We start from the raw sequence: 22,552 nt of genomic DNA on the forward strand, positions 1-22,552 counted from the left end.
GGAAGGCTCGTATGCGACGTTGAATACGTTGGAGGCCCAAGTCAGGGCCATCTGGATACTAGACCGGCGCCATCCATCGGAGCCAATCCGTCTCAAATAGTGAGGAATTTAACGGGCTTGGTACAGGGCGTGCGCTTGTTCCCAGGAGGGGTGGAAGTTGTCCCACCAGTGCTGCCAGTCAACGCTTTTGCCCGCCAGGGCCTCACATAAATGGTCCAAATGCACATGCCAGCCGGCCAACGACATCAGCACCACCTCTTCCGGCACCGCCACGGTGTTGTTAAACCGCACCAGTGTCCCTTCCGCCGTGGCTTCCAAGGTGATCCAGATCCGGCCGTGCATTGAGTTTGAAAGCTCCAACAGATGCGGGGCGTCAGCTTCCACCACGCGGCCATACCACCAGTCGGTTTCAATGCCGTGGCCTTCATCCTTGACATTGAGCCATTTCAAATCAAAGGTGGACCCTGCCTTGGCCTGTCCCCGCACCTTGGCCCACCACAGCTGCGTCTTTTCCGGATCAGTCAGCATGGCCCACACCGATTCGGGCGGGGCTGAATAATGCCGCTCGAACTTCAGCTCTGTACGCTCCGCATCCACTCTCCTGGTGGTCCCCAGCGGAAACCGTGTCATGTCTGTGTTTAAATCCGTGTTCGAAGCCATGGGCCCATTCTTCCACCTACGCCCGACCGGTACAGCTGCGCCGCCTTGTTGCCCGTTTTTGCCGGGCCGCAGCGGAATAGCTTCCCCACACCACCAGTTGTACTGCACAAGGAAGAACAGCCCAGTCAACAGGAGCATCGTGAACACCACCACCATTGAACTTGACCGTCTCACGCAGAGGTGGGAACGCTTCCGAGCAGGGCGCAATACGGCACTTGCTGCGCCACATGGGTGGCTTAGCTTGACGGCTTTACACTGGTTGCCGGCAGCCCCGGCGGCGCTGCCAGGCATTCCCGGATTGTGGAGCTTTGAAGGTACGACGGCGTACCTCACCGCCACCGCCGCCGATCGCCTCACACTGCTGGAAAGTGGCACACCCGTTGCTGGCACTGTCACGGCGGAACTGGCCGATGAGGAATCCTTGAACTGGGTCTCATTCGGTGATGTGGTGGTGGAGCTGGGTGTGCGGGCCAATAGATATATGATCCGCACCCGTGATTCCCAATCCCCGGTGCTGACCTCCTTTACCGGCGTGCCAGTGTTTGCATACGATCCTGATCTTGCTTTGATGGCCACCTTCACGCGCTATGACGCCCCACGCCGCAGGGCCATTGATACGGCCAACCCTTTGGTGGCTGGCGTTGCCGAACTGGTGGGGGAAGTGACCTTTGAATTGGACGGTGCGCGCTATCAGCTTGCCGCAGAGGAGGCCGAACTGGGCGCCCTGGTTGTCGCCTTCCGTGACGCCAGCAATGGAACCACCACCTCGCACTGGCGCAAGATCGAGCTCACCCGGCCACGCCCGGACGGCTCCGTGATGTTGGACTTCAATCGGGCCATCAACTACCCGAGCGCCTTCACCGACTTCGGCACCTGCCCGGCACCGGTAGCGGAGAATGCCCTGCCTGTCGCCGTGGAAGCCGGGGAACGGGATCCACAAAAATAAAGGCAGCCATTCGGCGGGAGCCTGATCCACTGCGATTCCCCGTCAGTGGAGGCCTGTGGGTTGGCGACGTGCCCCCGTCAATTCGATGCCGCGGGCCACTTGCAAACTATTGGTGGTGCAGGTGGTTCTCTGTGGCATTCCGGTCGATGGCGTCTTGTTCTTCTTCATCAGGGAAGGTCCCTGGGGGTGGTTGGGGGACGGTGTCTGGGGTCCAGATGGGTGGGATGTGTTCTTCGGGTGGGATGTCCCAGGACGGGTGGGTTGCGTCCCAGTGCTGCCAGGAATCCTCGTCGTGGTCGTGGAGTTGTTGTTGGAGGTTGTTTTTGACCCATTCGGGGTAGGTCGGGGCTGGGGTGTCGTCGGTTTCTGGCGGGTACCAGTGTCCGGTGGGGGATGTCCATCCCACGCGTCCTTCTTCGGTCATGGTCGGGGTCCAGCCGCGCAGGCGGGTGTTTTGACGTTCGGCGCTTTGGTCCGTGCGAACGCATCCTTGGCGGGTTTTGTCGTCCTTGAAGTGTTTGAGGAGGTGGTGGCGTTTGCACAGGGTTTGCAGGTTGTTGTAGACGCTGCGGCCCCCGGTTTCAAAGCGTTTGACGTGGTCGACCTCGCAGTTCACGGCCACGGTGGTGCAGCCCGGGAAGAGGCAGTATTCGTCCCGGATGGCCAACATTGTTTTCATGGCTTTGCTGATCCGGTACGACTCGGGTGCGTGGTCGAGGGGTTTGTTCGTGATCGGGTCCACCAACACCCGGTACAACGAACCCGCTTGTGCGGTGAGACGCTTAGCGACGTCCACACTGATGGGTCCGACACCTTCCATCCACGCCGGTTCGTCCGTGAAGCCCAGCAATGACAGGGCCGGCATCACCAGCACAGGGGTCACCCTGGGCAGCGGCGGCCACACCCCACCGCCGGACCCGGCATTCGCGGCTGGGAGGTGGGGATTGTTGCCCGGTGCCGGTGGTGCGGGTGTGAGATCCGGTGGCTTGGATCCGTCGAACCCGGTCCAGAACTCCCTGTCCCACGGATCGGGTGCGGGATCAACAAAGCCGGGATCCGTGTAGTCCGGATCATCAAACACCGGCACCCCACCACCAAAACCGGTGCCCGAGTCCGTGTCTGTGTCTGTGTCCGTGTCTGTGTCTGTGGCAGCCTCCGCCGATTCCGCCGGTACGGCGTGTGCCGGTGCGGCAGCCTCCGCCGGCGCTGGCGTGGGTTCCGCCGGTTCTGGCACTGGTGGTGGTGGTGGGGTGTGGATGTGGTTGTCGTCCATGGTCTGGCCCAACAGCAGGGCCGCGGCAACATCGGCGCGCAACTGGGTCAGGGTCCGTGATTCGTGGGGTCCCTGGGCGGCTTGGGCGGTGGTGGTGCATTGGGAGAAAATCGCCTCGACCGTCGGGGAAGGCCCAAACAGCGTCAACCAGGACATCCCGTCCTGTCCCCGGCCCACGCGCAGGGACCGGTCTTTGAACGCCCGCCGCGTCCTGGCTGCCATGGAGTCCGGGAAGGTGCGTTCCCTTGCCCGCCGGGCCTTGTCCCTGAAGCTCGACCCCGTGCACCCTTCTGCTTTGCCCAGCAGCACTTGTTCGAAAGCATCAATGACGGACTGTGGGTGCCCGGCGTCCCGCAACACGGTCGTTTCCTCGGCAATCACGACCGCCTGCTCCCACCCCAACCCACCGGCGGTGAACAGCTTCATGGTGGCCGGGAGGTGATGGACCAGGATCCCGGCGTGATCCATCAGCTTTCCCGCGACCGCTTCGGTGATGGTCAGCAACCCGGCGAGTTCAGCCCGGATGCCCATCATCTGGGTCTGGCGCTGCCAGGCATCCAGCCCCAGCACCACACCCTCCACCCGGGCGGCCGCTTGGAGGCGTTCGACCAACACCACCAACAACGCCGCACACCGGTTCCGATGCACACTCAAAGCAGCAAGGGCTTCAGTGCAGTCATCCAACAAGCCCCGCACCCCACCCAACCGCGAGGAACCACGATCCTCGGTGGAGGAGTTCGGAGCCGGGAAATCAGGCAACCCCGCCAAACCAGCCACCGCCACAGCAAGGGAGGAAAAAGAAGGAAGAGTCAGCCCAGCGATACGGTCCGCCACAGAAACTGCGGTGGATGAACCCTCCGGACCCGCCGGGAAATTCACTGAACTACCCATACCCCCATAATAAACCCCACCAACGAGTAGAACAAGAGAAACGAGCAACCATTCGAAACTATTTTCGTATATCCGGCTAACCCCAACACCAGCTAAACGATCGCACTGATCCCGGTAATGGCGCGGCCAACAATCAATGTGTTGATCTGGTACGAACCCTCATAGGTGTAGATTGCTTCGGCATCGGCGAAAATCTTGGCCATTTTGTAGTCGCTGACAATGCCGTTGCCACCCAAAATGGAGCGTCCCAACGCCACGGTTTCGCGCATGGCTGCCGTGGTGTGCGCTTTCGCCAGCGCAACCTGAGCCATGGTGGGGAGCTGACCCTCGGCACCCGGGACACCGGCGCCGGAAAGACCGGCTTCCGCATCGTCCTGCAGTGCCGCGAGCCGCACCATCATGGCCATTGAAGAGGTGAGGTTGCCCAACATGCGCACCAATTGGTCCTGCACCAGCTGGAAGGAGGCAATGGGCCGGCCAAATTGCTGCCTCTGCACTGCATAGTCGCGGGCCACATCGAAGGCTGCCAGCTGCTGCCCCACCGCCTGCCAGGCAACGGAAACGCGCGAACCCAGCAACAGTTTATTGGTGTCGTGGAAGGAGTTTTCCCCCATGATCCGGTCACACTCAGCCACGCGTACGTCTTTTAGAACAATGTGCGCGTTCTGCACGGTGCGCAGGGCAATCTTGTGCTCAATCCTGGTCCGCATCACGCCAGGAAGGGAAGCATCCAAAAAGAAGCCCCGCACCTGGCCGGTTTCGGCATCCTTGGCCCACAGCAGCATCCTGTCGCAGAACGTGCCATTGCCAATCCAACGCTTGGCGCCGTTGATCACCCAGTGGGTGCCGGCGTCGTCCTGCACGCGCCGCGCGGTGGTGGACATGCCGCCGGCGACGTCGCTGCCATGCTCAGGTTCGGTCAGGGCAAATGCCCCGGTGGAGCGCAGGGCGAGGGCGTCAGGGAGCATCCGCGCCTGCTGCTCGGCGGAACCAAAGTCAATGAGCGCCTGGACAAAGAGGTCGTGGTGGACCAGGAAAAAGGTGGCCAGCGAGGTGTCCACGCGGGTCATTTCCGCCACGACCAGGCCCGTGAAGAGGTGGCTGAGGCGGCGGCGGTCGGGTGCGGCCAAGTCCAGGGCGGCAATCTTGGGCAGGATGCGCGTGGGGAATGCGGCGTCATTCCACCACTGGACTGCGTACGGCGCCACCTCCGTGGCCAGGAACTCCCGCAGCTGAACCAGTTTGGCCTTCTCTCCAGGACTCAGCAGGGCTTCAAAACCGTAAAAGTCCGCCGCGGGCAGCGACGTGGCCGAGGTGCTCATTTTGGCGCCATGCGGATTGCGCCGTCGAGCCTGATGGTCTCCCCGTTGAGCATGGCATTGGCCACAATATGCTCCACCAGGGCGGCGTATTCGGCAGGCTTGCCCAGCCGCGAAGGGTGCGGCACCTGCTGGCCCAGGGAATCCTGCGCAGCCTGCGGCAGCCCCGCCAGCATGGGGGTTTCAAAAATGCCCGGCGCAATGGTCACCACGCGGATCAGCGAGCGCGCCAATTCCCGTGCGATGGGCAGGGTCATGGCGGCCACCGCACCCTTGGAGGCGGCGTAGGCCGGCTGCCCGATCTGGCCGTCGAACGCCGCGACGGAGGCGGTATTGACAATGACGCCGCGCTCGGGCCCGAACTCGCCGTCGAGAGGTTCAGCCGCCGCCATGGCCTCGGCGCACAGACGCAGCACATTGAAGGTGCCCAGCAAATTGATGTGGACCACGCGGTTGAAGTCCTCCAGCGGCAGGACCCCGGCGCGCCCCAGCACCTTCCCGGGCGTGGCCACGCCTGCGCAATTGACGGCGATCCGCAGCGTGCCCAGCGTCGCGGCGGCCGCAATGGCCGCACGCATCTGCTCCTCGTCCGTGACGTCCGCCGGCACAAACCCTGCCCGCTCCCCCAGCTCAGCGGCCAGGTGGGCCCCTTGGGAGCCCGGCAGGTCCACCAGCACGACGGCGGCACCCGCCGCATGCAGCCGTCTGGCCGTGGCAGCTCCCAGGCCGGAGGCCCCGCCGGTGATGAGTGCGACGGTGCCGCTGGCGGAAATGTCCATGAATCCTCCTCGTTGAGGCGCACCCGGAGACCCGGGCTGCAAAGCATGCGTTAAGGCATACTAACCAAGATTTCGTTAGGAGCGCTGAAGCGGGTGAAACAGTAGTGTGGAGGGCATGACCAGCCATCGCGGACCTTCCCAGCAAAACGATTCGAAAGAACGTTCAAGCAACAATTGGGCCCTGGACGCGGACCAGGCGCAGGCGCAGGTCCATGCCCGGTTTGGGCACCGCCTGGCCGGTGTTCCAGGCACCTGGATTGGCTCGCCCACCGCCGGGCCGCTTCCCGGCAGCCCCAAGACACCGCAGGGGCCCTTCCAGCCGTGGCATTACTGGTGGCAGGCCCACTACCTGGACGCGGTCCTGGATACAGCCTTCCGGCAGCTGCGCCACCATGACAGACCGGGCGCCCGCGCGGAGCTGCGCCGCGCGGAGCACCTGCTGCGCGGCATCATGGTGCGCAACTTCGGACGCTTCACCAATGACTTCTATGACGACATGGCGTGGCTGGCCCTGGCCGCGGGCCGGCTGAACAGGCTCTCGCTGAAACTGCTTGCCAGGCCGTCAAGGCTGGCCACCTCCGCCACCAGGTCCCTGACCCGCCAACTGCACCACGCGCACGACGACGTCCTGGGCGGCGGCCTACATTGGTCCCGCAAACGCGACTATAAAAACACCCCCGTCAACGGCCCGGCGGCACTGCACTTTGCCAGAACCGGAGAAAGGCGGCGCGCACAGGAAATCATCCACTGGCTCCGCCTGGAACTCTTCGATCCCGAAATTGGCCTCTATGTTGATGGCATCCACCCCTGCGCCACGGGCCGGAACGTGGAAACCACCATTTACACCTACAACCAGGGCCCGGTGCTGGGAGCCTTGTTGGAACTGGGCCGGTCAACCGACCTGGGCGATGCGGTGGCCCTCATTGCAGCCATCCACCGCAGGTTGTTCACGGCAGGTCAAGGCCTGCAACTGGAATCCGGGGACGACGGGTGCCTTTTCACCGGCATCCTGGTCCGCTACCTTGCCCTCGCCGCGCAGGACCCCAGGCTTCCGGAGCTGAGCCGGCAAACAGCGTCGGCCATGGTCACGGACACCGCCGCCGCCCTCAGGGACACCGGGCCCACCCAGCTCTCCGGTGCCCTGCAACGGTGGATGGTGCTTTCCGCAGCTGCCGCCGTGTAGGCGGCCAGGGGCAGGCGAAGCCGCCTCAGGGTTGGCGCTTTTGCGGGTACGGGGTCTGGCCCGCTGCCAACAGGTCAACAAAACGGGCAATCTTGGCGACCCGGACGGCGGGTGTCTTCACGGATGCTGTGCGGTAAATCAAAGCGTAGCGGTTGGTTGCCGTCAACACCTCAAACATGGCTTGGGCCTGCGGATTGGCGGCAATGGCGGCGGCCAAATCCGCCGGCAGCTCAGCGGTCGACTGCGCGGAATAGGCAGCCTCCCAGCGTCCGTCCGCCTTGGCGGCGTCGGCCGCGGCCACCCCGGCCGGCTCCATGCGCCCGGCAGCCACGAGACGGTCATAGTGGCCGGTGTTGATCTTGGACCATTTGCTGGTGCGCGTGCGGGGAGTGAAACGCTGAAGGTAGCTGCCGTCGTCGCGCTTGCCGGCAACGCCGTCAATCCAACCAAAACACAGCGCCTCATCCAGTGCGGCCGCGTACGTCAAGGTGGTGGTGCTACCGCCTTTTTTATGCAGCACCAGCCGGACCCCGGGCAGCTGGGCGTGATGGCCGGCCAACCAGCCGCGCCAGGCGGGCGCATCCGGGAGCAGGAGTTCAGGCAGTTCAATCATGGAAACACCCTAATGCGGCCACGGCGTCCTTGGTAGCGTTGTTCCCTCCACACTTCCAGGAGTCCCATGCTGCGCCTTAGTCCCGTCATCTCCACGCCCACCCCCGAAGCCTATGCGCAATTGTTGACAGCTGTGGGCCTGCAAGGTTCGGCCCTGCCGGGCACGGCGGATGTCCCGGCGCGGCAGCTGTTTAATTCCGGCAATGGAAAAATTCTCCTTGAACAGGCGCCCGTGCACTCCATCCGGCTGGAATTTGAGCTCCGCGACGCGGCCATTTTTGTGCAGCGGACCGTCGCTGACGGCACCCCGGCCAGGCTGCACGGCACCGCGGCGCAGGTCACCGCCGCCGACTTCACCTTCCTGGCCCGCCCCGGCGCCGATTTGTCCCTGCCGGATCCCGATTCCGCCCTCAGCGTCACGGCCGTTTGGACCAGCGCCGACCCGGCCGCTGCCAATGCGGTCCTGAGCAACATTGGTGCCCGAAAACTGCGCGGATTCCCCTTCGGCGGTGCCTTGTTCAAGGCCAAAAACGGCGGATTTGTGCGCACGGCGGCCGGTGTCCGGACCGGCGTCGAACTGCAGCTTCAGGCCGGCGGGACCGGCACCGTCAACCACGGAATGCCTGACGGCGGCAGCCTCGCCATCAGCCGGAATTGACGCCGGGGAGGGAAGGAATCTGCGCCTGGACCGGGGATGGGGTAGAACTGAGACATGAGCGTTCGCACCCCTGACCCCAATCCCGGCTGGTTGTCCGAAGAGGACCTGCACGAGGCCCGCAACAGGCTTCCCATGGTCTATGTGGAGGCGCTGCCGGTGCGCTTGGACCCGCTGGGCTACGTCAATGAAGTGGGACTGCTGCTGCAGGCCGACGAGCACGGCTCCATGGTGCGCACCCTGGTCTCCGGACGGGTGCTGTACCGGGAAACCATCCGCGCGGCGCTGATCCGGCACATTGAAAAGGATCTGGGTCCGCTGGCCTTTCCCCAGCTGCCGGTCAGCCCCGTGCCCCTGACAGTGGCCGAGTACCTGCCCTCGCCCTCGCAGACCGGATTCACCGATGAACGCCAACACGCGGTGGCGATGGTCTACGTCATCCCCGTCACCGGTGACTGCGAACCGCGCCAGGACGCGCTGGAATTGACCTGGATGACGCCGGAGGAAGTGCTCAGCCCCGGCGTGCAGGCCGAATTTGTGGGCGGCCGCGGCGCACTGGTGCGCCAAGCCATCTCCTTCGCCGGTCTGGGACGCTGACACTTTCCTCCAGCGCCAAAAGCCGGTCCCTAGCCGGTTCCCTGGTTCCAGCGTAGATTACCTGTCATGGCCAACACCGAGCTCTCCGTCCTGATCAACGCCGATGCCGAGCAGCTCTGGCGCATGCTCCGCGAGCCGGCGCGCCTGGCACAGTGGCACGGCTGGGAAATGGAGGGCCTGGAGGAGGAGATCAAGGAGATTTACTACGCCAATGCCACTGAAGCCAGTGACCATTTGCGTTTGGAACTTGATATGGGGGACGTTTTCACACTCGAACCGCGCACTGACGGCACCTTGTTGACCATGACGCGCGGGCCGGCCACGGGCGAGTGGGCCAAGTACGACGCCGACATCACCGAAGGCTGGTGGACGTTCATGCAGCAACTCAGGTTTGCGCTGGAACGCCACCCCCTGACCCGGCGCCGCACCATCTATGTGGACGGCACCAGCACCGCGCATACCGAGCTGTGGAACGCCCTGGGCATTGACATTGGCTGGCTGCCCGATCCCGGGGAACCCTATGAACTGACACTGAATTCCGGAGCCACGCTCAAGGGCAAGGTCTGGGCCCGCAGCGAAAAGCAGCTGGCGCTGACGGTCCAGGCCTACGCCGAACACGGTGATGGCCTGCTGATTCTGGCCCAGCAGGACCCCATTGCCGGCATCCGGGAACACCCGGGCGCACAAATCATTGCCTCCACCTACGGACTGGGCGCCGGCGCACTCGATGCCATTGGTGCGCAGTGGGATGCGTTTATGGAAAGGCACTACCCCGAGGACTAGGGCGCACCGTGCAGGGCCGTTCAGGGCACATGTTCAAGTGCCGGCCTGCGGGCGCCGCCGCGCTGGGCCGCGGCGCCGGCAGCCACCACCAACACCACTCCGGCACCCTGCACAAGGGAGGGAACCTGGTGCAGCACCACCAGGCCCAGGAGCACGCCCATGGCAGGTTCCAAAGCCATCAACGTGCCAAATGCGGTGTGCGTCATGCGGCGAAGCGCGCGCATTTCCAGGCCAAAGGGGATCACCGGAGCCAGCAGGGCCAGCCCGGCTCCCAGCAGCAGCACCGGCCAGTGAAAGTTCCCCACCATCTGGGGCACTCCCACACACGCCGTGAGCACCGCGGCAATGGGAATGGTCAGGGACAAGGCACTGATGCCCGTAAAGCGGTCGCCCACCCGCTGGGTGAGCACAATGTAGCTGCCCCACCCCACACCCGCCGCGAGCGCGTAGCCAATGCCCAGCAGCGCCACCTCCCCCTGCCACGGTTCAGTCAGCAGCACCACCCCGATAAGGGCCAACACAGGCCAGGCGAGCATGCGGGCGCTGCCGCTGCGCCAAGCGGCCACAGTCAGCGGCCCCAAAAATTCAATGGCCACGGCGGTGCCCAGCGGAATGTGCTCAATGGCGCTGAGAAAGGCCAGTGACATGAGTCCGCTGGCGGCCCCCAGGCCCAAGAGCGGAAGCACGTCCTGGCGCCTGACGCGCCGCAGCGGCGGCCGTGCAATCAACAAGAAGATCACTGCGCCCATCGCCAGGCGCAGCCAGGCCGTCCCCGCCGCGCCGAGCTGTTCAATGAGCCCCACGGACAGGGCCGAGCTGAGCTGAATCAAGAGCATGGCGGCAACGGCCAGCGACCACGGCGGCAGTGCCTGCCCGGAGTTGCCCGTCATGGCGCCGTGGCCCGCCGCTGGTGTGTGGCGCTGGTGCCGGGTTCAAACACTGTCAGGGTGAACCGGGCCGGGCCCCTGGCCGCATTGAGATAGGCATGCGGCACGTCGCCGGGGAAGGACAACGCATCCCCGCACGCAAGGGCGAACACCTGGGAGCCGACGTGGATGGTGACGTCACCGGCAAGGAGCTGCAGCAATTCCCAGGTGCCATCCGCGTGCGCTGAACTTGAGTGCCGCTCCCCGGGCATGAGCGTCCAGTCCCACAATTCCAAGACATCCGGGGAGGCCGTGCCCGCCACCAGCATGCCGCGGCCACCAAGGTCCCCATGCCACAGGGCGGCGCCTTCACCGCTGCGGGTCAGCTTCGCCTGTTTCGGTGTTCCCGGCTCCACCAGGGCGGGCAGGCCCAGCCCCAGGGCCTCACTTAAACGCAGGAGGGTCCCGACGCTGGGGTTGGCACTTCCCTGTTCCACATTGACAACCATGCGCCGGCTCAAGCCGGAATGGCCGGAGAGCTGGTCCAGGGTCCATCCACGTGCCTGGCGTTCCTGCTTCACCCGGGCACCTATGGAACGGGCCAGCATCTCGGTAGTCGAATCCATGGGAACACTCTAATGCACTTTTAGTGCAATCCAGTGCACTGTACCTGAGCTGGGCCCCAGGCTGCCCGCGCCGCGGGGCAAACACTGGCAAAATGGACGCATGCCCTCCCCCCAAAACAGCACCGAACTCCTGGCGTCCGTTCCGGCTGCAGCCCTTAGCCACCGCACTGTCCCCGGCCAGCCCGTGCCGCAGTCCCCACAGGGCGGCCCCCAGGGCACCGTGCAGCCGGCTGCACAAAACGAATTCAGCTTTGAAGTAAGCACCCGCCTCAAGGACAGCTGCTCCCCCGACGCCGCGGCCGTGGCCCGCAATGGCGGGGAGTTCCAGGGCCGCACGGGCGTCATCACCACCCCGCACGGAACCATGAAGACCCCCGCCTTCATTGCCGTGGGCACCAAGGCCACAGTGAAGTCGGTGCTTCCCGAAGCCATGGCGGAACTCGGTGCGCAGGCGCTGCTGTCCAACGCCTACCACCTGTACCTGCAGCCCGGCGCCGACATCCTCGACGCCGCGGGCGGCTTGGGGAAGTTCATGAACTGGTCCGGGCCCACCTTTACCGACAGCGGCGGATTCCAGGTCATGTCCCTGGGCTCGGGCTTTAAAAAGGTCATCAACATGGACGCCGTGGCGGCCTCCCCGCACGCCGGCGCGGATGATTCAGTGGCCGTGGGCAAGGAGCGCCTGGCGCACATTGACGACGACGGCGTCTGGTTCAAGTCGCACCTCAACGGCGACATGCACCGCTTCACCCCCGAGGTGTCCATGGCGGTCCAGCACCAGATCGGCGCGGACATCATGTTTGCCTTCGACGAGCTGACCACCTTGCTGAATTCGCGCGGCTACCAGGAAATGTCACTGGAAAGGACCCGCCTGTGGGCGCTGCGCTGCATTGCCGAGCATTTCCGCCTGACCGAAGAGCGGGTGGGCAAGCCCTACCAGGCCCTCTTTGGCGTCATCCAGGGAGCCCAGTACGAGGACCTGCGCCGCAAGGCCTCCCATGATTTGGGCCAGATGAACTTTGACGGCTTTGGCATTGGCGGGGCGTTGGAGAAGGAAAACCTGGGCACCATTGTGCGCTGGTGCGCGGAGGAACTGCCCGAAAGCAAACCCCGCCACCTGCTGGGCATTTCCGAACCCGACGACATTTTCACGGCCATTGAAAACGGGGCCGACACCTTCGACTGCGTCTCCCCCACCCGGGTGGCCCGCACCTCGGCGTTCTACACCCCCGACGGGCGCTTCAACCTCTCGGGTGCCAAATACAAGCGCGACTTTGGCCCGCTGTCCGCCGAGTGCGACTGCTACACCTGCCAGAATTACACGCGCGCCTACATCCACCACCTGTTCAAGGCCAAGGAAATGGTCTCGGCCACCCTGGTGTCCATCCACAATGAGCGCTTTGTGGTGAAAATGGTCGACGATGCCCGGCTTGCCATTGAAAACGGCACCTTCTTTGACTTCAAGGCCGAAACCCTGCGCCGCTACTACCCGAAGCGGTGACCGCCGCACCTTCGCGGCGCCCCCACCGCCGATTCAGATGCAGAGCCGTTGGTTCAGATGCGGCGCAACGTCTGACTCAACGGCTCTGGGTCTGATTCGGCGTCGGCCACGGCCGCGCAGCGCCTAGGCTGCCTGGTAGCTCGGCTCGTGGCGCTTGAACCAGCGGATCACAACGGTGGTGACGGGAATGAAGAGGAACTCCACGGCCGTTTTGTACACAAATCCCACCAGCACGTAGTTGGCAAACATGCCAAAGCCCACAATCCCAATGACGGGTGCGGCAATGGTGCAAAAAATCACTGTGTCCACAAACTCACCCGCGCCACTGGAACCCATGAGCCGCGCCCACAGTTTCTTCTCGCCCTGGCGCGCCTTCAGCCGCACCATGACCCAGGAATTGATGGTTTGTCCGGCCAAAAAGCCCAGCAGGCCCGCCAGCACAATCTGCGGCACCGGCCCCAGCGCCACTTCCAGCGCCTCCTGCTTGGCCATGCCAAAGTCGTCGGTGAATCCGGGCAGGGCAATGATGACCCAGTAGCACAGCGAGGCAAAGATGGACAGTACAAAGGTGGTCACAATGGCTTTGCGTGCCACCTTGAAGCCGTAAATTTCGCTGATGACATCGCCGAGGATGTAGGCGAACGGAAACAGGAAGAACCCGCCGTCGGTGACAATGGGACCAATGAGGACGCCCTTGGACCCGCCAATGTTGGAAATAATGACAATGACGGCCATGAACGCCAGCAGGATCCCAAAATAGGGGCTTCCGACGGCGGCGAAGGTGGGGGTGTTTTTAACGCGGGATGCCGGGGCATTGCTTTGCAGCATGATGAGGTCTCTAATTTCTGTCGCTGAGTGGTTCGCTCATACCAGCGCTCTCCGCAAGGGAAGCCGGCCGGTCGGCTGTATTATCACTGGGCCCGTCTGCACCCGGGCCATCCCCCATTCTGCCACGTCGGGAGGGGCCCTGCCCGCGGCGCGGAAATCAGCGCGCCTGGCCGGCAGCGGATAGCATCGAGCCATGAGTGGATGGAAGCAGGATGTCCTGGGCCCGGACTTTGAACAGCTCACCCTCGTCCTGCCCGCCGGTCGGCCGGCAACGCTGGTCCGCTATGTGGGTGAGGTGCCGTCCTGGGGCCATTCATCACTGGCCAACGCCGACGTGCTGTACGTCCACGGCTGGTCCGACTACTTCTTCCAGCAGGAGCTGGCTGAGTTCTGGCACCGCGCCGGCGCCAACTTTTACGCCCTGGATCTGCACAATTACGGCCGGAGCCTGCGCCCCGGCCAGGTCCCGGGGCAGCTTTCGTCCCTGAGCGAGTACGACGACGACATTGCCGCCGCGCTGGAGGCGATGGGCCGCAGCGGGGTTGCCGAGCAGGCGCTGGCGTTGCCTGCCGGGTTCGAGGCGCCGGACGAGCACTCCTTCGAACTCGCCTTTTTGGAAGAGGCCCGGCAGCGCCTGAGCGCCGCCTTCGATGCCTTGGCAGGCCGGGGCCGGGCGGAGGAACCGCCCGGGCCACCGCGCGAACGTCCCCTGGTGCTGTTGGGGCACTCCACCGGCGGCCTGACCCTGAGCCTGTGGGCGGCGCGGCATCCCGGCGCGGCGGCCGCCGTCGTGCTCAACAGTCCCTGGCTGGAATTCCATGCACGGGAGCTGGGCCGGACCATGATGACCCCGCTGATCGAGGCGCGCACCCGGCTGCGGCCGTGGGCCCCGCTGCCCGGGATCGACCCGGGCTTCTACACCCGGGCCGTGTCCAAAAAGTTCGACGGCGAGTGGGACTACGAATCGCGGTGGCGCCCGGACCGCGGATTCCCGCTCACGGCGTCGTTCCTCAATGCGGTGTTTCAGGGGCAGGCACAGGCGGCCCGCGGTTTGGACCTGGACGCGCCGGTGCTGGTGATGCTCTCGGACAAAAGCTACCTGCAGCCCAAGTGGTCCTCCTCGGCGCTCGCCGCGGATGTGGTCCTGAATGTGGACGCGGTGGCCAAGCGCGCCCTTGATCTGGGCAATGACGTGACGCTGCACCGGATTCCGGGTGCCTTCCATGATGTGTTCCTCTCCCCGGCCGCGATCAGGGCCAACGCCTATGCCGGCATGGGACGCTGGGTGGAGGCGGCCCTGGATGCGGCGGCGGACCGGCGTTGGCAAGACCGTGCCCTGCGGGCGCAGCAGGCGGCAAAAATACAGGAAAGCCAAGGAAAGGAAGCACCATGAGTTCAACCATGAAGGCCATGACATACGCACAATACGGCGGGGTCGAGGTTCTGGAACAAACGCAGCGGCCGGCACCAAAGCTTGCACCCGGGTCCGTCTTGATCAGGGTCAAGGCCGCCGGCGTCAACCCCGTGGACTGGAAGTTGATGTCCGGAGGCCTGGACGGCCTTATGGACGTAAACTTTCCCGTCACCGCGGGCTGGGACGTGGCAGGGGTGGTGGAGGCCGTGGGCATTGACACTCCGGAATTCCAGGTGGGGGACGAGGTGTATTCCTACGGCCGCCGCGACACCGTCCAGGGCGGAACCTTTGCTGAGCTGGTGGCTTTGCCGGCCGCGGTGGTGGCGCGCAAACCGGCGCGGTTGAGTTGGGCAGAGGCCGCGGCACTGCCCCTGACGGGTTTGACGGCGCTGCGCACCCTGGATGTTTTAAACGTCCCCGCGGGCCGGACGCTGTTGATCCACAATGGGTCCGGCAGCGTGGGCCGCACCGGAATCCAGCTGGCAGTGCATGCCGGCGTGCGCGTCCTTGCCACCGCATCACCGGCAAACCATGACCGGCTGCGGGAACTCGGCGCCGAGCCGCTCAACTATGGGGAGTCCCTGGTGGAGCGCGTGCGTGCACTGGCCCCCGACGGCGTCGACGCCGCCGCGGACTTCATTGGCGGTGTCCTGCAGGACACCCTGGCGGTGCTGAAGGCCGGCGGGCGGCATGCCTCCATTGCGGACCCGGGCGTGCTTGACCACGGCGGCCACTACCTGTGGGTCCGCCCCGGCGCGGCGGAACTGGAGCGGTTGAGCGCACTGGTGGAGGCCGGTTCCCTCAGCGTGGATGTGGCCCAAACGTTCCCGATGCAGGACGCCGCCCGGGCCTTTGAAGCGAGCATGTCCGGGCACGGGGCCGGCAAGATTGTCCTGACCGGATTCACCGGCTGACACGCGGAGGCCCTGCGCCAAGGCTACGGTTAATACCTTCAGCACCGTTGACTGCAAGGAACCCCGTGGCACAGAAAAACAAAAAATCCCGCTTTGGCAACCCGGCCCGGGCCGCAGCCGATGCGGCCGCGCGCGGCATGGTGTCGCAACCGTCCGCCCAGCTGCGCCTGGACCGGGCCATGTCAGCACTGGCGCCGGGATTCGTCGGCCATCTCGAGGCTGCCGGACGGCCCAACATCTCCATCGACAACTCGTTGAACCTCCTGGATGACTTTTTTGACCTCTACCGCCGCTGGGAACCCGCCGCCGATCCCACCGCGCTGGCCCCCCATGCGGTCCGGGACGTCCTGGCGGAGGCCGCCTACGACCAGCCCCTGGCGTCCCTGGGCCTGCGCAGCGGCATGCGCGAGTATGTCAGCTATTTGGCGCAGGAGCGGCTGTGGACCGGCAGCGCCGAAGATCTCGCGGCGGTGCTGGTTGAACTTGGCGCACAGGGCCACTGGATGGATGACGGGGGCGGGGAGGGGGAGGATTATGCGCTCGCCGCCATTTTCCTGCCCGAACTGACAAAGGAGCAGGTCCTTGGGACGGTGCGGGCCTCCGCGCTGTGGCGTAACACTGTGGCATTGCTGGCCTGGATCGAGGATGGAAAGGAAACTTCCGGGCCCGGGGCGTCGGCGGTCCTGTCCCACAGCGCTTTGGACGTGTTCAGCGCCGCAGCCTCCCTCACCACCACGGCAGAACACGCTGCCGCCAGGTTGGCCCTGTACTGGGAACTGCTGGCCGGGGCCGGGTTGATTACGGTGGAAAACACGCAGGTCCGCGTGGCTGCGCAGGCTTTGGAGTCGCTGGAGAACGAGGACTTCATCCTTCAAAGCATGCGGGAACTGATGGGACTGCTGATTTTCCACTCCACAGTGGCTGGTTTTGCCGGGGAGGGGCAGTGGGAAACCGTCCGGTGGCTCCTGCAGTGCTGCTCCCAGCAGCCCCCGGAGCCGGAACAGCTGCTAAGCGCATTGACGGATCCGGCAGGGGCGCACCCGGCGCTGTTGGCCGCCGCGGTCAGCGCAGCCCACTGGGAAGAGGAGGGGCTGCTCACGGTGGGGACGTACATGCAGGTCCCGCCGGCCTACCGCGCGGATGTCTACGACATGCTGCGCGCGGATTTTGAACTTGCTGCAGTGGGGCCGGGCGCCGCGCTGGGATGAGGCGTCGGGCTGGGATGAGGCGCCGGGCTGGGATGAGGCGCCGGGCCGGCGGAGCCTACCCCTTCTCGCGCAGCGCGGCCCGGTGGCCGGCAGCCGCGGCAGCCGAGACATGCAGCTGCTCGGGGGTGCGCCCGTCCCGGTTCATGGGCGGGCAGAGTTCGGCGCGCATGGCCTCTTCCAGATCCGCCAGCAGCTCCGGTTCCGGCACCAGGGCGTACTGCATCCCCAGGTTCCGTTCCATCCACACAGTGAGCACCTCCTCGTCGGCGTCGGTCAGCCGGGGATGCGCCGATCTGCCGTGCCACTGTGCCTGCAGTCCCATCAACGCCGCCAGGCTGCGGCGGAAGGTCGATTTTGACGTTTGCACGCCGTGGTGTTTTGCCCGGGACTTCAAATTGGTGGCCTTGCCCACATACAGCAGGTCGCCCCGCTTCAAAGGGCGCAGCTCCGCCGGCCAGTCCATGCCCTGGGGCAGGGCCCCGGTCAAGTGCAGCTGGTAGATTCCGGGGGCGAAGGGCATCTTGGACCACGCGGTCTTAATGGGGGCAGTGGCGGTCCATTTGAGTTCGTTCATGGACTGACCTTACGGCACCGCCGCCGGCCCGCGGCGCATGGCTGCCCCGCCGCACCCTCCTCACCGCGGTTCGTGGGCGGTGAGGAATTGGTACACCTCCGTCTCGTCGACGCCGGGAAACGCGCCCTGCGGCATGGCGGCGAGCAGGTGCGAATTGGCGCGCGTTGCCGGCCAGGCGTGCCCCGCCCACTGCGCCGACAACTCCAGCGGCGGACGGCGGCAACATCCTGGATCAGGGCATTTGGACACCGAGCGTTCAGTGGTATCCCGGCCCCGGAACCACTTCACCTGCGCATACGGCACGCCAATGCTCAAGGAGTACTCCCCGGAGGAGTGCCTCTCGGTCCGCGCAGTGCACCAGTAGGTGCCGACGGCCGTGTCGGTGTATTGGTTGAAGGCCCGGAACTTGTCCGGGACGTCAAAAACAGCGCGCGAGGTCCAGAACCTGCAGACAGCCTGGCCCTCAATGGCGCCGGTGTGGTCGGCGGGGAAATTCACGCCGTCGTTTTCATAGGCCTTGTGGATGATTCCCGACTCATGCACCTTTTGAAAATGCGTGGTGATGTCCAAATGCTCCGTGGCCAAATTGGTAAACCTGTGTGCAGCCGTTTCATAGGAGACTGAAAAAGCGTCCCGAATGTCCTCAATCGCCAGTTCCTTGCTTGCCTTGGCTTCCTTGAGAAAGTCGACGGTGGCCCGTTCGGGCATCAGCAACGACGCCGCAAAATAATTCGTGTACACGCGCTGACGCAAAAAATCGGCATAGTTCAGCGGCGTTTGGTGCCCCAGGACGTAATGTCCCAGTGCCTGCAGGAGCACCGAACGGGGGTCGTGGTCGGAGCGCTGGCCCTGCGTGAGATAAATTCGGCGATTCTTCAAATCCGTCACCGAGCGGGTGGAATGGGGTAAATCGGCCACGTAGTGGAGGGCAAAGCCAAGGTGTTCGGCCACATCGGCTGCCACATGGTGGGACAGGGGTCCGCGGTGGTGTCCCACCTTGGTCAACAAATCCTGGGCCTGGCGTTCAATTTCCGGGTAATAGTTGTTGCGTTCGCGCATTTCCCGGCGCAGCTCGGTGTTGGCCCGGCGGGCCTCCTCAGGGGTGGCCGACTGCTCATCCAAACGCCGTTCCAACTCGTGCTGCAAACCCACCAGGGACTCCAGCACTTCCGTGGAAAGCCGGGAACCAACACGCACCGTAGGCAGGCCCAGGGATTGGTACAGCGGTCCGCGCTGGGCCCTTTCCAATTCAATTTCCAGAGCTGCCCGGCGGCTGGGCGGCTCGGCCCCCAGCAGCTGCTCCAGCCCCACACCAAGTGTCACTGACAACTGCTGCAGGAGGGTCAGTTTCGGTTCCCGTTTGCCGTTTTCAATCAGGGAAAGCTGCGACGGCGCAGCCCCCACCTGGGCGCTGAGGTCGTCGAGCGTCATGCCCTTGGCTTTGCGCAAATGCCGCACCCTCCTGCCCAAGGAAATAAGGTCCACTTCACCTTCGACGGGGGTCCCGGCGCCATGCGGCACCTGCACTGCGGCTTTATTCCAGCCTGATTTAGTCATTTCTTGACCATACGTGAAGAACGTCCTTTCTTTCCATTATTTACCCCTAGTTGCCTACACAAAAGCCCTGAATAGTGGAAATCACGAAGAAGGAACATGGTTTTCCACAACTCATCGGCGAGCTGTCAGGACATGGCCTTCCTCGGCACACCTACTCAAGGAGCAAGCATCATGACTGCAGCATTTGATCCCGCATCGACGCCCAACCAAGCTTTCGACCAAGCGAATGCACAAGCTGCCGCGGCTCTGGAGCTTGAATGGGTGGCCAACCCGCGTTGGAGCGGGATTGAGCGCAGTTACAAGGCCAGCGACGTGATCAAGCTGCGCGGCCGGGTCACTGAGGAGCAAACGCTGGCACGGCGCGGGGCGGAAAAGTTGTGGGAGCAGTTGCGCAACGCCGGCCCCGACGGCTACACCCACGCACTTGGCGCCCTCACCGGCAATCAGGCGGTGCAGCAGGTCAAGGCCGGGTTGAAAGCCATTTACCTCTCCGGTTGGCAGGTTGCCGCCGACGCCAACACCTCCGGCAACACCTACCCCGACCAGTCCCTGTACCCCGTGAACTCGGTTCCCACAGTGGTCCGCCGCATCAACAATGCCCTGCTCCGGGCGGACCAAATTGAGTTCTCCGAGGGCTTGCAGAGCGTGGAGGACTGGCTCGTTCCCATTGTGGCGGATGCCGAAGCCGGCTTTGGCGGACCGCTCAACGCCTATGAACTCATGAAGTCCATGATTGGTGCCGGCGCGGCGGGTGTGCACTGGGAAGATCAGTTGGCCAGCGAAAAGAAGTGCGGGCACCTGGGCGGTAAGGTTTTGATCCCCACGGCCCAGCATGTGCGCACGCTGAACGCGGCCAGGTTGGCGGCCGACGTCGCGGGCGTCCCCACGGTCATCATTGCCCGCACCGATGCCGAGGCAGCCACACTTATCACCGCCGACGTCGATGAGCGGGACCAGCCGTTCATCACCGGCGAGCGCACACCGGAAGGTTTCTACCACGTCCGCAATGGGATCGAACCGTGCATTGCCCGGGCGTTGGCGTACGCACCGCACGCCGACCTCATTTGGATGGAAACCGGCACCCCGGATCTGGCATTGGCCAAAAAGTTTGCCGACGCCGTCCACGCCGAGTTCCCGGATCAAATGCTGGCGTACAACTGCTCGCCTTCGTTCAATTGGAAAAAGCACCTGGACGACGCCACCATTGCCAAGTTCCAGCGGGAATTGGCTGCCATGGGCTTCAAGTTCCAGTTCATCACCCTGGCCGGCTTCCACGCCTTGAACTACTCGATGTTTGACTTGGCCCACGGTTACGCACGCGATGGCATGAGCGCCTATGTGGAACTGCAGGAGCGCGAGTTTGGCGCAGAGGTTCGCGGCTACACGGCTACCAAGCACCAGCGTGAAGTGGGCACTGGCTACTTCGATCTGGTGGCCAGCGCGTTGAACCCCAACAGCGGCACCCTGGCCTTGGCTGGTTCCACCGAAGCCCAGCAGTTCCACTAAAGCTTGTTTTCCTGTCCCGCACCTTTTGCCTTGGAGACCTCCATGAATTCAACCAACAGCCTCAACGGGGTGACGTTCAACGGCATCACCTTGAGCGCACCGCCCATCTACCGCCAAAATGAAATCCTGACCCCCGAAGCCCTGGATTTCATTGCCGCTTTGAACCGCACCGCCACCGCGCGGCGCCAGGAACTGCTCGCGGCGCGCAGGACACGCCGCAGCCAGATCCTCAGCGGCACCGATCCCCGCTATTTGCCCGAAACCGCCCACATCCGGGCCGATCCGCACTGGCGCGTCGCGCCCTTGGCCCCCGGCTTGGAAGACCGCAGGGTGGAAATCACCGGACCGGTTGAGCGGAAAATGACCATCAATGCCCTCAATTCGGGGGCCAAGGTGTGGCTGGCGGATATGGAGGATTCCTCCACGCCCACCTGGGGCAATGTGATCCGCGGACAACTGAACCTGATGGACGCGCTGGAACGCCGGATCGATTTCACCAGCCCCGAGGGCCGGGAATACAAGCTGGCCCCGCAGCAGCAGCTGCCCACCATTGTTCTGCGCCCCCGGGGCTGGCACCTGCCGGAGAAGCACCTGCTGGTCAATGGAAAAGCCATGGCTGGTGGAATAGTGGACTTTGGGTTGTTCTTTTTCCACAATGCGCGCCGGCTGATGGCCCAAGGCAAGGGACCCTATTTTTATCTGCCGAAAATTGAAAACCACTTGGAGGCGCGCCTGTGGAACGACATTTTCATCCAGGCCCAGGACCTGTTGGGCATCCCGCAGGGCACCATCCGCGCCACGGTCCTGATTGAGACCATCACTGCCGCCTTTGAAATGGAGGAGATTCTGTATGAACTGCGTGACCACGCCGCCGGATTGAACGCCGGACGCTGGGATTACCTGTTTTCAATGATTAAGAACTTCCGCACCCGCGGTCCGCGCTTTGTGCTGCCGGACAGGAACCAAATCACCATGACGGCTCCGTTCATGCGCGCCTACACCGAACAGCTGGTGCGTGCCTGCCACCGGCGCGGCGCCATGGCCATTGGCGGCATGGCAGCGTTTGTGCCCAACCGCCGCGACCCGGAGGCCAATGCCCACGCCATGGCCCAGGTGCGTGCCGACAAGACCCGAGAGGCCGAGGACGGCTTTGACGGCTCCTGGGTGGCCCACCCGGATTTGGTTCCCGTGGCCATGGAGGTCTTTGACAAGGTGCTGGGCCGCCGGCCCCATCAAATCAGCCGCAGCCGGGAAGAGGTGGAACTTGATGACCGCGCCCTGTTGAACGTGGCCGGCACCCAGGGCACCATCACCGAACAGGGAATCCGCGACAATCTTTGGGTGGGCCTGCAGTACCTTGAGTCCTGGCTGCGCGGCCACGGCGCCGTTGCTTTGAACAACCTCATGGAGGACGCCGCCACCGCGGAAATTGCCCGCTCCCAAATCTGGCAGTGGATCCACAGCCAAGCCATCACCGACACCGGAGAAATCATCAGCTACAACTGGGTGCAGGAAATGCTGGCGGAGGTCTTTGCCCAGCTTCCCCGCTTCGAAACGGACTGCTTTGATGACGCTCTGGAACTGTTCATCGAGGTGGCCCTGGGAGAGGATTTTCCGCCGTTTTTCACCACCTCCGCCTACGCCAACCACCTTCACGAAGGCGCGCAGGCAGCGCTGGCGGCGGCCTAGATGTGGGGCTTTTGCCGGACGCTTGCCACTGCAGGCCCGATGGTCGGGTCCCGGTAAAGGCTCCATGGTTCCACCAGCAGCACGTACGACGGCGGTTGGCAGCTTCCCCGCGAAGCCGCCGGCCGCCGCCGCACGGGAGGGCGCAGCACGGAATAACGCGTCCTGCACCAT

Annotated in this window: 21 protein-coding genes; 11 read left to right on the forward strand and 10 right to left on the reverse strand. The window is 64.3% G+C overall.

What is annotated here, in order from left to right; genetic code table 11:
• Window positions 1–108: 108 nt before the first annotated feature.
• Window positions 109–660 carry an SRPBCC domain-containing protein gene (locus ACFUCV_RS09275; protein ID WP_380814869.1) on the reverse strand — a complete coding sequence of 184 codons (552 nt, stop codon included), beginning with the start codon at window positions 658–660 and terminating at the stop codon, window positions 109–111.
• 139 nt (window positions 661–799) lie between these two features.
• Between ACFUCV_RS09275 and ACFUCV_RS09280 the strand changes: the two genes are divergently transcribed.
• The gene (locus ACFUCV_RS09280; RefSeq protein ID WP_380814871.1) at window positions 800–1,606 is read left to right on the forward strand and encodes a DUF1684 domain-containing protein; all 807 of its coding nucleotides are present in this window, start codon (window positions 800–802) and stop codon (window positions 1,604–1,606) included.
• Window positions 1,607–1,712: 106 nt separating this feature from the next.
• Here the strand turns inward: ACFUCV_RS09280 and ACFUCV_RS09285 are convergent, their stop codons facing one another.
• From ACFUCV_RS09285 to ACFUCV_RS09295, 3 genes are all read right to left on the reverse strand, one after another.
• Window positions 1,713–3,638 carry a DUF222 domain-containing protein gene (locus ACFUCV_RS09285; RefSeq protein WP_380814873.1) on the reverse strand — a complete coding sequence of 642 codons (1,926 nt, stop codon included), beginning with the start codon at window positions 3,636–3,638 and terminating at the stop codon, window positions 1,713–1,715.
• A gap of 224 nt (window positions 3,639–3,862) precedes the next feature.
• The gene (locus ACFUCV_RS09290) at window positions 3,863–5,092 is read right to left on the reverse strand and encodes an acyl-CoA dehydrogenase family protein (RefSeq protein ID WP_380814875.1); all 1,230 of its coding nucleotides are present in this window, start codon (window positions 5,090–5,092) and stop codon (window positions 3,863–3,865) included.
• The gene (locus tag ACFUCV_RS09295) at window positions 5,089–5,868 is read right to left on the reverse strand and encodes an SDR family NAD(P)-dependent oxidoreductase (RefSeq protein ID WP_380814877.1); all 780 of its coding nucleotides are present in this window, start codon (window positions 5,866–5,868) and stop codon (window positions 5,089–5,091) included. Before ACFUCV_RS09295 ends, ACFUCV_RS09290 begins: the two co-directional genes overlap by 4 nt.
• Before the next feature lie 115 nt (window positions 5,869–5,983).
• Here ACFUCV_RS09295 and ACFUCV_RS09300 point away from each other — a divergent pair, with 115 nt between their 5' ends.
• Complete coding sequence (locus tag ACFUCV_RS09300; protein ID WP_380814879.1) at window positions 5,984–7,051, forward strand: glycoside hydrolase family 76 protein; 1,068 nt, start codon at window positions 5,984–5,986, stop codon at window positions 7,049–7,051.
• 25 nt (window positions 7,052–7,076) lie between these two features.
• Here the strand turns inward: ACFUCV_RS09300 and ACFUCV_RS09305 are convergent, their stop codons facing one another.
• Window positions 7,077–7,664, reverse strand: a complete 588-nt coding sequence (locus ACFUCV_RS09305; RefSeq protein ID WP_380814881.1) for a YdeI family protein — start codon at window positions 7,662–7,664, stop codon at window positions 7,077–7,079.
• A 66-nt stretch (window positions 7,665–7,730) separates the two neighbouring features.
• Here ACFUCV_RS09305 and ACFUCV_RS09310 point away from each other — a divergent pair, with 66 nt between their 5' ends.
• From ACFUCV_RS09310 to ACFUCV_RS09320, 3 genes are all read left to right on the forward strand, one after another.
• Window positions 7,731–8,321 (forward strand): hypothetical protein, encoded by a 591-nt coding sequence (locus ACFUCV_RS09310; protein ID WP_380814883.1) that lies wholly within the window; start codon window positions 7,731–7,733, stop codon window positions 8,319–8,321.
• A gap of 54 nt (window positions 8,322–8,375) precedes the next feature.
• Complete coding sequence (locus ACFUCV_RS09315; RefSeq protein ID WP_380814885.1) at window positions 8,376–8,915, forward strand: NUDIX hydrolase family protein; 540 nt, start codon at window positions 8,376–8,378, stop codon at window positions 8,913–8,915.
• Window positions 8,916–8,981: 66 nt separating this feature from the next.
• Window positions 8,982–9,698, forward strand: a complete 717-nt coding sequence (locus tag ACFUCV_RS09320) for an SRPBCC domain-containing protein (RefSeq protein ID WP_380814887.1) — start codon at window positions 8,982–8,984, stop codon at window positions 9,696–9,698.
• A gap of 20 nt (window positions 9,699–9,718) precedes the next feature.
• Here the strand turns inward: ACFUCV_RS09320 and ACFUCV_RS09325 are convergent, their stop codons facing one another.
• Entirely contained in the window at window positions 9,719–10,588 is an 870-nt protein-coding gene (locus ACFUCV_RS09325; RefSeq protein ID WP_380814888.1) for a DMT family transporter, read from the reverse strand.
• Window positions 10,585–11,190: a helix-turn-helix domain-containing protein gene (locus tag ACFUCV_RS09330; protein WP_380814890.1), complete on the reverse strand. Its 606-nt coding sequence runs from the start codon at window positions 11,188–11,190 to the stop codon at window positions 10,585–10,587. Before ACFUCV_RS09330 ends, ACFUCV_RS09325 begins: the two co-directional genes overlap by 4 nt.
• A 100-nt stretch (window positions 11,191–11,290) precedes the next feature.
• On the opposite strand from ACFUCV_RS09330, the gene tgt reads away from it, so the two are divergent.
• The gene (gene tgt / locus ACFUCV_RS09335; protein WP_380814892.1) at window positions 11,291–12,691 is read left to right on the forward strand and encodes a tRNA guanosine(34) transglycosylase Tgt; all 1,401 of its coding nucleotides are present in this window, start codon (window positions 11,291–11,293) and stop codon (window positions 12,689–12,691) included.
• Window positions 12,692–12,814: 123 nt separating this feature from the next.
• Here tgt and ACFUCV_RS09340 read toward each other — a convergent pair whose 3' ends face one another.
• The gene (locus ACFUCV_RS09340) at window positions 12,815–13,519 is read right to left on the reverse strand and encodes a queuosine precursor transporter (protein WP_380814894.1); all 705 of its coding nucleotides are present in this window, start codon (window positions 13,517–13,519) and stop codon (window positions 12,815–12,817) included.
• Window positions 13,520–13,712: 193 nt separating this feature from the next.
• On the opposite strand from ACFUCV_RS09340, the gene ACFUCV_RS09345 reads away from it, so the two are divergent.
• The 3 genes from ACFUCV_RS09345 to ACFUCV_RS09355 all read left to right on the forward strand — a co-directional run bounded on the left by ACFUCV_RS09345 (window position 13,713) and on the right by ACFUCV_RS09355 (window position 17,055).
• The gene (locus tag ACFUCV_RS09345; protein WP_380814896.1) at window positions 13,713–14,912 is read left to right on the forward strand and encodes an alpha/beta hydrolase; all 1,200 of its coding nucleotides are present in this window, start codon (window positions 13,713–13,715) and stop codon (window positions 14,910–14,912) included.
• An 8-nt stretch (window positions 14,913–14,920) separates the two neighbouring features.
• Window positions 14,921–15,847, forward strand: a complete 927-nt coding sequence (locus tag ACFUCV_RS09350) for an NADP-dependent oxidoreductase (protein ID WP_380814957.1) — start codon at window positions 14,921–14,923, stop codon at window positions 15,845–15,847.
• Window positions 15,848–15,912: 65 nt separating this feature from the next.
• The gene (locus ACFUCV_RS09355) at window positions 15,913–17,055 is read left to right on the forward strand and encodes a hypothetical protein (RefSeq protein ID WP_380814898.1); all 1,143 of its coding nucleotides are present in this window, start codon (window positions 15,913–15,915) and stop codon (window positions 17,053–17,055) included.
• Window positions 17,056–17,110: 55 nt separating this feature from the next.
• On the opposite strand, the gene ACFUCV_RS09360 is transcribed toward ACFUCV_RS09355, so the two are convergent.
• On the reverse strand, window positions 17,111–17,629 hold the full coding sequence (locus ACFUCV_RS09360; RefSeq protein WP_380814900.1) for a GIY-YIG nuclease family protein: 519 nt from the start codon (window positions 17,627–17,629) through the stop codon (window positions 17,111–17,113).
• Between the two features lie 60 nt (window positions 17,630–17,689).
• Entirely contained in the window at window positions 17,690–19,186 is a 1,497-nt protein-coding gene (locus ACFUCV_RS09365; protein ID WP_380814901.1) for a helix-turn-helix domain-containing protein, read from the reverse strand.
• Window positions 19,187–19,357: 171 nt separating this feature from the next.
• Between ACFUCV_RS09365 and aceA the strand changes: the two genes are divergently transcribed.
• On the forward strand, window positions 19,358–20,692 hold the full coding sequence (gene aceA / locus ACFUCV_RS09370; protein WP_380814903.1) for an isocitrate lyase: 1,335 nt from the start codon (window positions 19,358–19,360) through the stop codon (window positions 20,690–20,692).
• Between the two features lie 42 nt (window positions 20,693–20,734).
• Window positions 20,735–22,381, forward strand: coding sequence for a malate synthase A (aceB, locus tag ACFUCV_RS09375; RefSeq protein ID WP_380814905.1), 1,647 nt, complete (start codon window positions 20,735–20,737; stop codon window positions 22,379–22,381).
• Window positions 22,382–22,552: the final 171 nt, after the last annotated feature.

This window comes from Specibacter sp. NPDC057265, from assembly GCF_042668835.1.
In the GTDB taxonomy this organism is placed as follows: Bacteria; Actinomycetota; Actinomycetes; order Actinomycetales; family Micrococcaceae; genus Specibacter.

Excerpts from the sequence above, each read along its gene's own strand:
- aceB (WP_380814905.1), top strand. The coding sequence starts at position 20,735 with ATGAATTCAACCAACAGCCTCAACGGGGTGACGTTCAACGGCATCACC.
- ACFUCV_RS09360 (WP_380814900.1), bottom strand. The coding sequence starts at position 17,629 with ATGAACGAACTCAAATGGACCGCCACTGCCCCCATTAAGACCGCGTGG.
- ACFUCV_RS09305 (WP_380814881.1), bottom strand. The coding sequence starts at position 7,664 with ATGATTGAACTGCCTGAACTCCTGCTCCCGGATGCGCCCGCCTGGCGC.
- ACFUCV_RS09330 (WP_380814890.1), bottom strand. The coding sequence starts at position 11,190 with ATGGATTCGACTACCGAGATGCTGGCCCGTTCCATAGGTGCCCGGGTG.
- ACFUCV_RS09315 (WP_380814885.1), top strand. The coding sequence starts at position 8,376 with ATGAGCGTTCGCACCCCTGACCCCAATCCCGGCTGGTTGTCCGAAGAG.
- tgt (WP_380814892.1), top strand. The coding sequence starts at position 11,291 with ATGCCCTCCCCCCAAAACAGCACCGAACTCCTGGCGTCCGTTCCGGCT.
- ACFUCV_RS09300 (WP_380814879.1), top strand. The coding sequence starts at position 5,984 with ATGACCAGCCATCGCGGACCTTCCCAGCAAAACGATTCGAAAGAACGT.
- ACFUCV_RS09365 (WP_380814901.1), bottom strand. The coding sequence starts at position 19,186 with ATGACTAAATCAGGCTGGAATAAAGCCGCAGTGCAGGTGCCGCATGGC.
- ACFUCV_RS09320 (WP_380814887.1), top strand. The coding sequence starts at position 8,982 with ATGGCCAACACCGAGCTCTCCGTCCTGATCAACGCCGATGCCGAGCAG.
- ACFUCV_RS09350 (WP_380814957.1), top strand. The coding sequence starts at position 14,921 with ATGAAGGCCATGACATACGCACAATACGGCGGGGTCGAGGTTCTGGAA.
- ACFUCV_RS09295 (WP_380814877.1), bottom strand. The coding sequence starts at position 5,868 with ATGGACATTTCCGCCAGCGGCACCGTCGCACTCATCACCGGCGGGGCC.
- ACFUCV_RS09275 (WP_380814869.1), bottom strand. The coding sequence starts at position 660 with ATGGCTTCGAACACGGATTTAAACACAGACATGACACGGTTTCCGCTG.
- ACFUCV_RS09325 (WP_380814888.1), bottom strand. The coding sequence starts at position 10,588 with ATGACGGGCAACTCCGGGCAGGCACTGCCGCCGTGGTCGCTGGCCGTT.
- ACFUCV_RS09290 (WP_380814875.1), bottom strand. The coding sequence starts at position 5,092 with ATGAGCACCTCGGCCACGTCGCTGCCCGCGGCGGACTTTTACGGTTTT.
- ACFUCV_RS09340 (WP_380814894.1), bottom strand. The coding sequence starts at position 13,519 with ATGCTGCAAAGCAATGCCCCGGCATCCCGCGTTAAAAACACCCCCACC.
- ACFUCV_RS09345 (WP_380814896.1), top strand. The coding sequence starts at position 13,713 with ATGAGTGGATGGAAGCAGGATGTCCTGGGCCCGGACTTTGAACAGCTC.
- ACFUCV_RS09310 (WP_380814883.1), top strand. The coding sequence starts at position 7,731 with ATGCTGCGCCTTAGTCCCGTCATCTCCACGCCCACCCCCGAAGCCTAT.
- aceA (WP_380814903.1), top strand. The coding sequence starts at position 19,358 with ATGACTGCAGCATTTGATCCCGCATCGACGCCCAACCAAGCTTTCGAC.